The following is a 12641-nucleotide window of genomic DNA, read 5'->3' as shown; positions in this document are numbered from 1 at the left end:
TTGTGTCCGCGAAAACGTGTATCATACACAGCTGAACGGCTGAAGTTCTTACGGTGCCCCACCGCGCGAAGTCGAGGTAGGGCACCGTATGTTTCTATCTCGCGGGCGCACGTCGTCCGCACATGCCGAACTTGCCTCGCGTCGCATATGCGCCGCACAACCCGAAAGGAGCCATATGATCAATCGCATCGACTCCGCGCTCGTGCCCTACGTCATCGAGCAGACCCCTCGCGGTGAGCGCAGCTATGACATCTACTCCCGTCTCCTGAACGACCGCATCGTCTTTTTGGGCGAGGAGGTCAACTCGGTGACTGCCAACCTGGTCATCGCGCAGCTTCTGCACCTCGAGAGCCAGGATGCCGAGAAGGATATCTCCCTCTACATCAATTCGCCCGGTGGCGAGGTCTATTCCGGTTTGGCCATCTTGGACACGATGAACTACATCAAGCCCGACGTTTCCACCATCTGCGTCGGTATGGCCGCCTCCATGGCCGCCGTCCTCCTGGCCGCCGGCGCCCCCGGCAAGCGTTTCAGCCTGCCGCACTCCAAGATCATGATCCACCAGCCCAGCGGCGGTGCCCAGGGTCAGCAGACCGAGATCGAGATCGCCGCTCGTGAGATCCGCGAGACCCGCAATACCCTGAACCAGATTCTCGCCGATTGCACCGGCAAGCCGTTCGAGCAGGTCGAGCGCGACACTGAGCGCGACAACTACCTCCGTGCCGAGCAGGCCCTCGAGTACGGACTCATCGACCGCATCGTCACGTCCCGCAATGACTCCGGGAGCGAGCGCTAATGGCGGGCGACGAGTTCGGCCGCACCGCCGGCATGGAGGGCGACGGCCAGGTTCGCTGCTCGTTCTGCGGTAAGACCCAGGAGCAGGTTCGCAAGCTCGTCAAGGGCCAGGACGGCATGTTCATCTGTGATGAATGCGTCGAGGCCTGTAACGAGATCCTCGAGCAGTCCTTCGCGCAGGACGAGATGATGCGTGCCTTTGGCTCTTACGTGAATCACGCCGAGCCCATGGACGATTTCGATATGGACGAGGATGAGGCGCCGGCCCCCACCATGCGCGAGACCGCCGAGCGCATCATCACCCGCGTGCCCACCCCGCACGAGATCTACGACGCGCTGTCCCAGTATGTCATGGGCCAGGAGGACGCCAAGCGCGCCATGTCCGTGGCTGTGTACAACCATTATCGTCGCGTTTTGATGGGCGATACCGTCGAGGGTTCCCTGGGCGCCCATGCCGTCGACGAGGATGTCGAGCTTGCCAAGAGCAACATCTTGCTGCTCGGGCCCACGGGCACCGGCAAGACGCTGCTCGCGCAGACGCTGGCCCGCGTACTCGAGGTCCCTTTCGCCATCGCCGACGCCACGGCCCTCACCGAGGCCGGTTATGTGGGCGAGGACGTTGAGAACATCCTGCTCAAGCTCATCACCGCGGCAGACGGCGATATCGACCGCGCGCAGATCGGCATCATCTATGTGGATGAGATCGACAAGATCGCCCGCAAGGCCGAGAACCTCTCCATCACGCGCGATGTCTCCGGCGAAGGTGTGCAGCAGGCGCTGCTCAAGATCCTCGAGGGCACCGTTGCGAGCGTCCCGCCCACCGGCGGGCGCAAGCACCCGCAGCAGGAGCTCCTGCAGATCGACACCACGAACATCCTGTTCATCTGCGGCGGCGCGTTCGTGGGCTTGGACAAGATCATCTCCGATCGCGTTGGCAACCAGGGCATCGGCTTCAATTCCGAGATCGCCGGCCCCACGTCCAAGGACGAGAACGTCCTGCTCAAGCAGGTTCTGCCCGAGGATCTCAACAACTTCGGCATGATCCCCGAGTTCATTGGCCGTACGCCGGTCATCACGCAGACCCAGGCCCTTTCCGAGGACGATCTTGTGGGCATCCTCACCGAACCCAAGAACGCCGTGGTCAAGCAGTATCGCCGCATGTTCTCCCTCGAGGGCGTGGAGCTCGTGTTCGAGCCCGACGCGCTGCACGAGATCGCCAAGAAGGCACTCGCGCGCAAGACCGGTGCCCGCGGTCTGCGTTCGATTTGCGAGGAGCTGCTCCAGCAGACCATGTTCGACCTCCCGAGCGAGGAGGGCGTTCTCCGTGTCGTCGTTACCGCCGCGGCGGTTCGCGGCGAGGAGCAGCCGCGTCGCGTCTATGCCGGGTCCGATATCGACCTCGACTAGCACTTCGATGCGCATGCATGCGTTGTCTATCTTTGAAACGGCTGGCCATGTGTCAGCCGTTTTTCTTTTGATGCCTTGACGGGATTTGCCCGTGAGCAATGGCGCGCCAGGCTCCAAAGCGCATCTCCCACGTGCTATCCTGTTGGCAATTACGCAAACTTCGACTCTTCGGGAGCATGGCTATGGCAGAAGAGATGCCCAAGAATTACGATCCGGCGGTCAACGAGCCGGCTATCCTGCAGAAGTGGCTCGACGGCGGCTACTACAAGCGTCGCGAGGGTGTGGGCGATTGCACCGTCACCATCCCGCCGCCCAACGTCACCGGCATCCTGCACATGGGTCACGCCACCGACGACTCCATCCAGGACGCCATCGTTCGCATGGCCCGCATGCGCGGTCGCTCCACCCGCTGGATTCTCGGCACCGACCACGCCGGTATCGCCACGCAGACCAAGGTGGATAAGAAGCTGAAGAGCGAGGGCGTTTCCCGCCTGGAGATCGGGCGCGAGAAGTTCCTCGATGCCTGCTGGGATTGGACGCACGAGTACGGCGGCACCATCGTCGAGCAGATCAAGCGCATGGGTTGCTCCGTCGACTTCGACGGCGAGCGCTTCACCATGGATGACGAGTACGCCGAGGCGGTCCGCAAGGTCTTTTGCGACTGGTACCATGACGGCCTGATTTATCGCGGTAAGCGCATCGTCAACTGGTGCCCCGACTGCACCACCGCCATCTCCGACGACGAGGCGGAGTACAAGGATGAGAAGGGCCACCTTTGGCATCTGCGCTATCCCCTGACCGAGCCGGTCAACGGCCAGGAGTACATCGTCGTCGCCACCACGCGCCCCGAGACCATGCTCGGCGACACCGGTATCGCCGTTTCGAGCAAGGACCCCGAGAAGGCGGCGTTCGTGGGCAAGACGGTCAAGCTGCCCATCGTCGACCGCGAGATCCCGATTTTCGACGATTGGCACGTCGACCCCGATTTCGGCTCCGGCTTTGTCAAGGTCACCCCGGCGCACGACCCAAACGACTATGCGATGGGCGAGGCCCACGGCTTGGAGAAGATCAACATCTTCGACGAGCATGCCGTCGTTGTGGAGGGCTATGGCGAGTTCACCGGCATGACGCGCGACGAGTGCCGTGAGGCCGTCCTGGCGTGGTTCGAGGAGCACGACCTGCTCGATCACGTGGATGAGCACGATCATTCCGTCATGCATTGCTACCGCTGCGACCAAACGCTTGAGCCCTGGCTCTCCGAGCAGTGGTTCGTCGCCGTGGACAAGCTTAAGGAGCCCGCGCTCAAGGCCGTCCAGGATGGTCGCGTGACCTTCCACCCGGCCCGCTGGACCGAGACCTACACCACCTGGATGGAGAACCTGAAAGACTGGTGCATCTCCCGTCAGCTGTGGTGGGGTCACCGCATTCCCGTGTTCTACTGCGAGGAGTGTGGCTGGGAGGACGCCTGCATGGACGACGTGACGGTCTGCCCCAAGTGCGGCTGCACCCATGTCCACCAGGACGAGAACGTGCTGGACACCTGGTTCAGCTCCCAGCTGTGGACCTTCGCCACGCAGGGCTGGCCGCAGCATCCCGAGCAACTCGAGGGCCATCATCCCACCACGGCGCTCGTCACCGCGCGCGACATCATCGCACTGTGGGTCGCCCGCATGGTCATGAGCTCGCTGTACTTCCTCGACGAGGTCCCGTTCCATGACGTCGTGATCTACCCCACGATCCTCGCCAAGGACGGCAGCCGCATGTCCAAGTCCAAGGGCAACGGTGTGAACCCCATGGACCTCATCGACATGTACGGTGCCGATGCCATGCGCTACAACCTGCTCACGCTGTGCACCACCAACCAGGACGTCAAGTTCGACGCCGACATCGATAAGAAGACGAAGGCCCTCAAGGGTTCGGCCCGTACCGAGCAGGCCCGCTCCTTTGTCACCAAGATCTGGAACGCCAGCCGTTTCCTGCTCATGAACATGGATGGCTACACCCCGGGCGAGCCCGTCGCCGAGACCGCGGCCGATGCCTGGATGTTCAGCCGCCTGGCCAAGGCCACGCGCATGGTGACCGAGGGTATTGAGAAGTACACCTTCGGCGAGATGGCGCGCGGCGTCCAGAACTTCTTCTGGAACGAGGTCTGCGACTGGTACGTTGAGGTCACCAAGACCCGCCTCAAGGACGATGCGGCGCGCCTGCAGGCCCAGCGCAACCTGATCTTCGTGCTCGATGCGTCGATGCGCCTCATGCACCCGCTCATGCCGTTCGTCACCGAGGCCATTTGGGATCAGATGCCCGCCAGCTGGCTGGATATGAACGAGGACGGCGCCATCGAGCGCGCTGAGGCCCTGATGGTCGCCTCCTGGCCCGAGCCCGAGGCCTTTGAGCGCTTCATCGATGAGGAGGCCGAGCGCTCCTTCGAGCTCGCCCGCGCCGTCGTGTCCGACGCCCGCTCCACCCGCGCTCGCTACCGCCTGAGCCCCAAGGAGGCTTTGCCCGTGGTCGTCAAGGCCGCGAGCGCCGAGGTCGCCGAGGCCATCGAGGGCATGGCCGACTTCATCTGCGGCTTGGCCAACATCAGCGAGCTTTCCGTGCGCGCCTCCGAGGGCTTTGAGAAGCCCGCAGCCGCCATCGCACTTGCCGGCGCCGATTTCGACGCCTATGTCGTCGTGGGCGATTTGGTCGACTTCGACGCCGAGAAGGCCCGCCTGAACAAGGAGCTCGCCACGGCGGAGAAGGAGCTCGCCGCCGCCGAGCGCACCCTGGGCAACGAGGGCTTCATCGCCAAGGCCGCGCCCGAGGTCGTCGCCAAGAAGCGCGAGCGCGCCGCCGAGCTCACCGAGACCATCGCTGCGGTCAAGGCCCAGCTCGCCGACTTCGAGTAATCGGTCCATACGTTGATTCGAACCCCGCCGCATCGGTTGCGGCGGGGTTTGTGTTGCATACGGAACAGGGGGAAATGATGGCGGAAAACGAGACCGGCACGGTGATGCTGCCGCCGGCTAAGACTCAGGAGGCGTTCGTCCACATCGGGTTCGCCAAGGCCAAGCTTACGCGTGGGAGGGCGTTCGTGCTCGCGATCCTCGCGGGCGCTTTCGTCGCGCTCGGTGCGTCCTTCATGCTGATGGTCCGGGCGGATTCCACGCTTTCGCCGTCGGTGTCGCTCATCCTGGGCGGTCTGGCGTTTTGCCTGGGCCTGTTTCTCGTGCTCGTCGCCGGTGCCGAGCTGTTCACGGGCAATTGCCTCATGCTCATCGGCGCGCTCGACGGTCGGTACCCGATGATGAAGATGGTCCGCAAGTGGGCCGTCGTGTACGCGGGTAACGCCGTGGGCGCGCTGCTCGCCGTCGCATTGCTTCTCGCCTCGGGATTCCTCTCCATGCAGGAGGGTTCGGTGGGCGAGCTCGCCTATGCCGTCGCACTCTCCAAGGCCTCGCTCGACCCTGTGACCGCCTTTGCGCGCGGCGTCCTGTGCAACGTCCTTGTGTGCCTGGGCGTTTGGATGGGCAGTGCCGGCAAGACGGTGTGCGACAAGCTCGCCGCGACGATTCTACCGGTCGTGTCCTTCGTGGTGCTGGGATTCGAACACTCCGTTGCGAACATGTTCTTCCTTCCTTTGGGCGTTGCCGCACAGTCCATGCTGGGCGTCGGTGCGATCCCGCTTGCGGGCATGGTATCCAACCTCATGTTCGTCACGCTCGGCAACATTGTGGGAGGTGCGGCTGTGGCGGCCGCCTATTGGTTCGTCTACGGCCGCGATGTGCGCGAATAGGGGATTGATATGAAGCGCGAAGGTGCCTATGTCGTGCCGTTCGGGTTCGAGGAGCTTTCCTACGAGCGGGCGGTGACAATCGCCGCCGACACCGGAAAGATCGTCGGCGAGGCGGGCCCGCTGCTTGAGACTGTCATCGATATGCTCGATGAGCTCGGTCGGCCCGACGAATACTTCGATTGCATCCAGGTTGCAGGAACCAACGGCAAGACGTCGACCACTCGGTTCACCGCGGCGATTCTGCGCGGAGAGGGACTGCGAACGGCGCTGTACACCTCCCCCCAGCTCGTGCGCTATGAGGAGCGCATGGAAGTCGATGGCGGCGTGGTGAGCCCCTCTGCGTTCGCGCACGGCGTCTCCGCTGCCGCAGAGGCGGGCCGCCGAGTGAACGAACGCCGCGCAGCCTCGGGCGAGCCGACCTACACCATCACGCCGTTCGACCTCCTGACTGCGGCCGCCATGGTCGTGTTCGCCGAGGCGAGAGTCGATGTGGCCGTGCTCGAAGTGGGCCTGGGCGGTCGTTGGGACGCCACGAGCGCCACCGACCCCGTGGCCGTGGCCATCACGGGCATCGGGCTCGATCACACGCATATCCTGGGCGATACGCTCGAGGAGATCGCGAGCGAGAAGGCCGCGGTCATCAAGCCCGGTCGCACGGTCGTGCTCGGCGAGGGCACGCATGAGCCGAACGTCGAGCGCGTGATGCGCGCACGTTGCGACGCCTGCGGTGTCGTGCCCTGGGTTGTAGAGCATATGGTCATCGAATTGCCCGTGGGCATCGACAGCGCAGTTTCGTTTTCGACCGAGACCGCTCGTTCCACGTACGAGGTCTCAATGCACAAACCCGCTTACCAGCCGCAGAACGCCGCCTGTGCCATAGCGCTGGCGGAAGGGTATCTGGGCCGCCCGCTCGATGCGTCCTCGCTCGCCGTCTCTCTCGAGTCCTGTCCCATACCCGGTCGTTTCGACGTGGTCCGCGTTGAGCCGTTCGTATTGGTCGATGCATGCCACAATCCGCAGAGCTGCGAGAATTTCATCAATGCGGTTCGCGAGGCCGAGCCTGAGCGCGAAGCGCGGCCCGTACTTCTAGTCGCCGCGCTCTCGGACAAGGACGTACGGGGCATCCTCGATGTGCTCGTGCCGGAGTTTCCCCGTATCGTGGTGAGCGCCACGGCGAGCGATCGCGCCCTGCCTGCGGGGGAGCTCGCCCAGCTCGTCTACGGTGAGCTCGACGCGCTTAATCGTCCGCATACGGATGTCATCGCCATCTACCCCTCGGTTCGCGAGGCGCTCGACGCCCTCACGGAGGCGGGGGAGCCTGTCATCGCGGCCGGCACCATCACGCTTGCGGGCGAGGTCGCGGGCCTGCTCAGGTAAGGGCGATTCTCGCTACAGGAAGCGGTACTGGACGGTCGCCACGCCCACGCTCAGGAAGTTCAGGGCGCGGGCCACGGCGGGCTGCATGTCGATCACGCGACCGTGCACATAAGGGCCGCGGTCGTTCACATAGGCGATCACCGAACGGCCGCCATAGCGAATCTCGACGCGGGTGCCGAACGGGACGTTGAGCATCGCGATGCCCATCGAGGTCTCGGTGACCGTCTCGCCGTTAGCGGTCGTGCCGCCCATGAATCCGTCGCCGATGCCGTAATAGGACGCCACGCCCGTCTTCCATGTGATGGCCGGCGGCGCCGGAGGCGTTGGCGTTACAGGGGGCGCCGGGGGCGCGGGAGGCGTGGTGGTGTCTTCGGGCTTGGGCGCCGCCGGTGTGTCGGGTGCCTGCGGGGTTGTGGTGCCGGCGTTGTTTGAGCCCGTGTCGGGTGCCGGAGCGCTGGGCCTGTTCTGGCTCGCGTTTTGCTGCGCCTGCAGCTGGGCCGCCTGATCGGCGGCCTGACGCGCGATCTCGGCCTCCTCGGCGTCTTCGGCATTCGCCTTCGCCTGGATCTTGACGGCTGCGGATTGCGCGGTGTCGAGCGCGTCCTGCGCACGGGAGAGTTGCAGGTCGGCCTCGTCTTTCGCGGAGCTCAGCTCCGCGAGCTTGCCGTTGAGCTCGTCTTCGAGCGCATGCAGCTCGTCGAGAGCGGCGATGTTGGCGCTCTGCACGGTGCCCAGGTATTTGGTCATGCTGAGGAAATCGGCGAAGGAACCGGCGTTGAGGAGCATGGAGAGGGCGCCGCCGTTGGACGCATGGCGTTTGTACAGCTCACGCGCTGCCAGGGCGGCGCGGTTCTGCACCTGCGGCATGAGCTCCTGCTCAATGCGAAGGATATCGTCGGCGGCCGTTCGCACCTGCTCGTTGAGCTCGGCGGCGCGTGACGTGGCATCGGCGTAGGTGCCGGCGGCACGGGAGACCTCTTTTTGCAGGGAGGCGAGCTCGCCGCGCGTCGCCGCCGTTGCGGCCAGTGCGGGCTCAGGCGTGCCCGTGAGCGCGGGTATGCCTGAGCCCAGGGCGAGTGCTGCCGTGAGCCCAGCGACGCAGGCGATCCGCCCTCTGTGCGTACAAATCCCTCTCATGGTGGCACGTGCCATGTAACAACCGCCTTTTCTCGTTGACGGTATCAGTATAAGGCAACCCTCAAGCTGAGGTTGAGCCTAAGGGTTGCGTTCAAATCTTCTATGCGACTGTGCCGGCGTGCGGAAGCCTATGCGAGTCCTACGTCCATACTCGCGACCAGGTCGACGCCCGTGTCGAGCAGGTTGGCGGCGATGACGTCTCCCATGCGCACGGGGGCAGAAACGCGCAGCTCCCGTATGGTTTCCATGGCGTCCTTGTGCAGGGCGCGGGGAATGGGGGAGCAGGTGCGCACGGGGACAAGGCGCTCGTCTCCGCCATCGACCACAACCGTCGTGGCCAGAATGCGCATCGGGCACACGACTTCCTGCTCGGCGAAGCGCTTGCCGCGCGGGCACCGGTTGCCATGTACGCTCGTGACGCGCGCGACTCCGTCCCCGTCTCGCTCCACGCATGCCGTGAGCAGGCATTCGGATGGGCAGGTCGTGCAGTGGAACGTCTCAGTGCTCGTCATGGGACATCACGCTTCTTCCACGGGGTCGATGGATACGGTCAGGGTCTCGCCCGGTTTCACGGCGGCGAGCATCTTGGGCGTTATAGGGGCCGCTTCCATGATGCTCGGCTTGTAGTCGCGCGTCTTGCCGTGGAAGAGAACGGCATCGCCCGCACGGATCACGAGCTGGGCGTGCTCGAGGGGGCGACGCACGCGGAAGAACGCCTTCGTGGCGACCGTTCGGTTGATGCGCGCCGGCACGATGTAGCTGGCCATGTCGCCGGGCTCGAGGGTCACGGCTTCTGAGAGAACATCGGGTCTCGCCGTGCCGAGGGCGTGGGCGGCCGCGGCCGCTCCCGCGCGCGTCGCCTCGGCGGTGACGTTGTCGGCGAGGTCGTGTACCTGCAAGACGTTTCCGCAGGAGAAGATGCCGTCGACGTTCGTTTGCAGGTCCTGATCCACGCGTGCGCCGCGTGTTCGCGGGTCGATCTCGACCTCGGCGGCTCGGGCGAGCTCGTTTTCGGGGATGAGGCCAACGGAGAGCAGCAGCGTGTCGCAGGGAATGATGCGCTCGGTTCCGGGGATAGGGGAGAGGTCCTCTCCAACGTTCGAGACCTCGACGGCCTCGACGCGGTCTCGACCGATCACGCGCGTGACGGTGGTGGATAGGTGCAGCGGGATCCCAAAGTCCTCAAGGCAGTTCTTGACGTTGCGGTGCAGCCCGTTGGCATAGGGCATGAGCTCGTAGACGCCCTCGACTTCGAGGCCTTCCAGGGCGCATCGACGCGCCATGATGAGACCGATGTCGCCCGACCCCAAGATCACGACGCGGTGTCCGGGGCGCAGGTTCTCGATGTTGATGTAACGCTGGGCGAGGCCCGCGGTGTATACACCAGCAGGACGGCTGCCCGGGATTTTGATCTCGAAGCGGGTGCGCTCGCGACAGCCCATGGCGAGCACCACCGAGCGGCAGGTGAGGCGGACCATACCGTCTTCGCCCATGACGGTGACGCTGTGTGCCGCGTCTTCTCGTCCGCCTTCGTCGATGCCGAGCGCCATGGACCCGAGCATGACATCGATGCCGGCCTCGCGCACGCGGTTGATGAAACGCTGGGCGTATTCGGGGCCGGTGAGCTCTTCTTTGAAATGGGTGAGGCCGAAGCCGGGGTGGATGCACTGGCGCAGGATGCCGCCAAGATGCTCGTTGCGCTCGATGACTACGGTCGACGCGCCGGCTTCGTGCGCTGCGAGGGCAGCTCCCATGCCCGCGGGGCCGCCGCCGATGACGACGACGTCGTAATCGCCTGTTTTAATCTGAGCCATGCTAGCAGTCCTCCTCGGCGATGGCGCCCATGTGGGCGCCCGGGTTCTTGAGCGGTCCGTCGACGATCCATGAGCCCGTGTCTTCCAGCGGGACTTCGGAGGGGGCGACACCGAGTTCGCGGGCGAGGATCTCCACGACGCGACTTTGACAGAAGCCGCTCTGGCAGCGGCCCATGCCGGCGCGGCAGCGGCGTTTGACGCCCTCGACCGAGATGGCGCCCGGCTTGCGGTGGATGGCGGCGACGATTTCGGCCTCCGGCACCGTCTCGCAACGGCATACGATGCGGCCCCATGCCGGGTCCGCCTCGATGAGCTCCTCCTTGCGCTCGAGGGGGGCGAGGTCGAAGTCGTCCGGCATGCGGCGGATGGGGTTCCAATCGGCGCGTTCGACGAGCTCAACGCCCGCCTCGCGCAGGAGCTGCTCCATGCGATCGGCAACCGCCGGTGCGCTTGCGACGCCGGGGGACTGGATTCCTGCGGCGTGGAACAGACCAGGCGTGGACTCGGAGGCTTCGATGAGGAAGTCGTTCGTTTTCTCAAGTACGGCGCGGCCCCCTGCGAAGGTGCGGACGACGCGGCGGGTATCCAGGTCTGGTACGAGCTTGCGCGCGCCGGAGAGCAGGGCCTCCACATCGCCGGCGTACGTGTCCTTGTCGCCTTGCTCTCGCATCTCGGCGGTGGCGGTGATGACCGTGTTGTTGTGCACGGTTCCCGTGACGATGACGCCCTTGGAAACCGGGGTCGGCACCGGGTAGAGCGGCATGATGGCGCGGGGCTCCTTGTCGAGCACGGCGATGTTGCCCTGGCGCCATACCATGCGCAGCCCGCGATCTCCTGCCATGCGTGAGATCTCGCCCGCGCCGCTGCCGGCGGCGTTGATCAAGATCTCGCATCGGACGTCTCCCTTGGGCGTGGAGAGGACGAACCCTCCCTCTTGCGGGCGGTCGATAGCCGTTACTGGGGCGCCGCGCAAGAAGGCGGCTCCGTTGGCTACGGCGTTCTCGGCTGCGGCGATGGCAACCTCGAACGGGTCGACATAGCCGGTGGAGGGGCACCATAGGGCGCAGGTGGCGTCCGGATTGGCGCGCGGTTCCAATTCGGCGATGCGATCGGGGCCGACGATCTCGAGGTGGGGGACGCCGTTGGCCAGGCCGTTGTCGCGCAGGTGCTCGAGGGTGGCGAGGTCCTCGTCGGTAAAGCCGAGAACGAGGGAGCCCGTGCGCTGGAACAGGAAACCGAGTTCCTTTGACCACGTTCCGTACAGCTCGCACCCGCGGGCGTTCATCTTCGCCTTCATCGTCCCGGGGGCGGGGTCGTATCCGGCGTGGATCAGGCCGCCGTTGGCCTTCGATGCCCCGAGCGCGATGTCGTCGGTCGCCTCGATGAGGCATATCGTCTTGTCGTATCGCGCGAGCTGCCGTGCGATGGCGCAACCGGTGATGCCCGCGCCTACGATGGCGATGTCGTACCTAGGTTCCATGGTGCCGCTCCCGTCTGAGCACCGGGCGTGTGTCCATGGGCTCGCAGCCGGTGCATTCTATAGACAAAGTGTCAACAAATAATGCTACGCGTGTCGTTTATCATCGCCAGGGCCAATCGGGCGAGCGGGCGGCTAGGTCCGCAAACGGCCCCGGCGCTGCGCGGTCGCGGTGGTCGACGGGCCCGCTGTGTCGTTAACGTGCGCGGTTGCCGGTCGTTTCCGATGAGGGGGCGGGTGGTATACAATACGGTGCGATTATGAACAGCTTTGCAATCTCGCAACCGGCTGAAAGGTGAGGCTCATGTCCAAGTACATCGAGGAGCTCATGTCCCCGCAGTTGATGTTTGCCATGTACGGCTTCATCGCCTTCGTGGTCGCTCTCTACCTGCTCTCCGTCGTGTATGTCTTCATCGACGCGAAGCGTCGCGGCGTCCAGGCGTTTTGGGCCTGGGGCCTGCTCGCCCTCGTCCCGTTCGTCGGCCTTATGGCCTATATCGTGATGCGCCCGGCGTCCTACGTGGCGGATCGCGAGGAGCAGGAGCTCGACATGGCGCTGCGCGAGCGTCAGCTCGCCCAGTATGGTAGCTGCCCCAACTGCGGCACCACCATCGAGAAGGACTTCATCGTCTGCCCGGTGTGCAACACGCAGGTCCGCAACGTCTGCCCCACGTGCAAGCGCCCGCTGGAGGCGCACTGGAAGGTCTGCCCCTTCTGCCGAACTCACATCCAATAGGCGCGAGCTTCCCCCGTGCGCCGCACGGGGCCGATGAACCGCGCCGTAACGCACCCGTCACCCTTTGGATGGCGGGTGCGTTCCTATTCCGTGCTTCTTGGCGCTCTTCTGGATTGG

10 protein-coding genes are annotated in these 12641 nt (G+C 64.8%); 6 read left to right on the top strand and 4 right to left on the bottom strand.

The annotated features are described in order from the left end of the window. The first annotated feature begins 175 nt into the window (after nt 1-175). The 5 genes from AOBCEHNH_RS04240 to AOBCEHNH_RS04220 all read left to right on the top strand — a co-directional run bounded on the left by AOBCEHNH_RS04240 (nt 176) and on the right by AOBCEHNH_RS04220 (nt 7360). Entirely contained in the window at nt 176-796 is a 621-nt protein-coding gene (locus AOBCEHNH_RS04240) for an ATP-dependent Clp protease proteolytic subunit (protein WP_006722436.1), read from the top strand. Beyond that, nucleotides 796-2202: an ATP-dependent Clp protease ATP-binding subunit ClpX gene (clpX, locus tag AOBCEHNH_RS04235; RefSeq protein WP_152063279.1), complete on the top strand. Its 1407-nt coding sequence runs from the start codon at nt 796-798 to the stop codon at nt 2200-2202. Before AOBCEHNH_RS04240 ends, clpX begins: the two co-directional genes overlap by 1 nt. Before the next feature lie 182 nt (nt 2203-2384). Continuing rightward, complete coding sequence (locus tag AOBCEHNH_RS04230) at nt 2385-5096, top strand: valine--tRNA ligase (RefSeq protein ID WP_152063278.1); 2712 nt, start codon at nt 2385-2387, stop codon at nt 5094-5096. 77 nt (nt 5097-5173) lie between these two features. Continuing rightward, nucleotides 5174-5983: a formate/nitrite transporter family protein gene (locus tag AOBCEHNH_RS04225; protein WP_226803242.1), complete on the top strand. Its 810-nt coding sequence runs from the start codon at nt 5174-5176 to the stop codon at nt 5981-5983. Nucleotides 5984-5992: 9 nt separating this feature from the next. Further along, the gene (locus AOBCEHNH_RS04220) at nt 5993-7360 is read left to right on the top strand and encodes a bifunctional folylpolyglutamate synthase/dihydrofolate synthase (protein ID WP_152063276.1); all 1368 of its coding nucleotides are present in this window, start codon (nt 5993-5995) and stop codon (nt 7358-7360) included. Between the two features lie 12 nt (nt 7361-7372). On the opposite strand, the gene AOBCEHNH_RS04215 is transcribed toward AOBCEHNH_RS04220, so the two are convergent. From AOBCEHNH_RS04215 to AOBCEHNH_RS04200, 4 genes are all read right to left on the bottom strand, one after another. After that, on the bottom strand, nt 7373-8512 hold the full coding sequence (locus AOBCEHNH_RS04215; protein ID WP_152063275.1) for a septal ring lytic transglycosylase RlpA family protein: 1140 nt from the start codon (nt 8510-8512) through the stop codon (nt 7373-7375). Nucleotides 8513-8625: 113 nt separating this feature from the next. Further along, nucleotides 8626-9009: a DUF1667 domain-containing protein gene (locus AOBCEHNH_RS04210; RefSeq protein ID WP_152063274.1), complete on the bottom strand. Its 384-nt coding sequence runs from the start codon at nt 9007-9009 to the stop codon at nt 8626-8628. 6 nt (nt 9010-9015) lie between these two features. Beyond that, complete coding sequence (locus AOBCEHNH_RS04205; protein ID WP_152063273.1) at nt 9016-10311, bottom strand: NAD(P)/FAD-dependent oxidoreductase; 1296 nt, start codon at nt 10309-10311, stop codon at nt 9016-9018. A gap of 1 nt (nt 10312) precedes the next feature. Beyond that, the gene (locus AOBCEHNH_RS04200) at nt 10313-11791 is read right to left on the bottom strand and encodes an NAD(P)/FAD-dependent oxidoreductase (RefSeq protein WP_152063272.1); all 1479 of its coding nucleotides are present in this window, start codon (nt 11789-11791) and stop codon (nt 10313-10315) included. Between the two features lie 301 nt (nt 11792-12092). Between AOBCEHNH_RS04200 and AOBCEHNH_RS04195 the strand changes: the two genes are divergently transcribed. After that, entirely contained in the window at nt 12093-12524 is a 432-nt protein-coding gene (locus AOBCEHNH_RS04195; RefSeq protein WP_006722445.1) for a double zinc ribbon domain-containing protein, read from the top strand. Nucleotides 12525-12641: the final 117 nt, after the last annotated feature.

Origin of the sequence: Collinsella intestinalis, assembly GCF_902501455.1 — a bacterium.
GTDB classification, from domain to species: domain Bacteria; phylum Actinomycetota; class Coriobacteriia; order Coriobacteriales; family Coriobacteriaceae; genus Collinsella; species Collinsella intestinalis.
Note: the sequence above shows the minus strand (reverse complement) of the source record. Positions and strands in the feature narration are given on the sequence as shown.

Bases quoted from the DNA above. Each gene is read 5' to 3' on its own strand.
- AOBCEHNH_RS04240 (WP_006722436.1), top strand. From the start codon at position 176: ATGATCAATCGCATCGACTCCGCGCTCGTGCCCTACGTCATCGAGCAG.
- clpX (WP_152063279.1), top strand. From the start codon at position 796: ATGGCGGGCGACGAGTTCGGCCGCACCGCCGGCATGGAGGGCGACGGC.
- AOBCEHNH_RS04230 (WP_152063278.1), top strand. From the start codon at position 2,385: ATGGCAGAAGAGATGCCCAAGAATTACGATCCGGCGGTCAACGAGCCG.
- AOBCEHNH_RS04225 (WP_226803242.1), top strand. From the start codon at position 5,174: ATGGCGGAAAACGAGACCGGCACGGTGATGCTGCCGCCGGCTAAGACT.
- AOBCEHNH_RS04220 (WP_152063276.1), top strand. From the start codon at position 5,993: ATGAAGCGCGAAGGTGCCTATGTCGTGCCGTTCGGGTTCGAGGAGCTT.
- AOBCEHNH_RS04215 (WP_152063275.1), bottom strand. From the start codon at position 8,512: ATGGCACGTGCCACCATGAGAGGGATTTGTACGCACAGAGGGCGGATC.
- AOBCEHNH_RS04210 (WP_152063274.1), bottom strand. From the start codon at position 9,009: ATGACGAGCACTGAGACGTTCCACTGCACGACCTGCCCATCCGAATGC.
- AOBCEHNH_RS04205 (WP_152063273.1), bottom strand. From the start codon at position 10,311: ATGGCTCAGATTAAAACAGGCGATTACGACGTCGTCGTCATCGGCGGC.
- AOBCEHNH_RS04200 (WP_152063272.1), bottom strand. From the start codon at position 11,791: ATGGAACCTAGGTACGACATCGCCATCGTAGGCGCGGGCATCACCGGT.
- AOBCEHNH_RS04195 (WP_006722445.1), top strand. From the start codon at position 12,093: ATGTCCAAGTACATCGAGGAGCTCATGTCCCCGCAGTTGATGTTTGCC.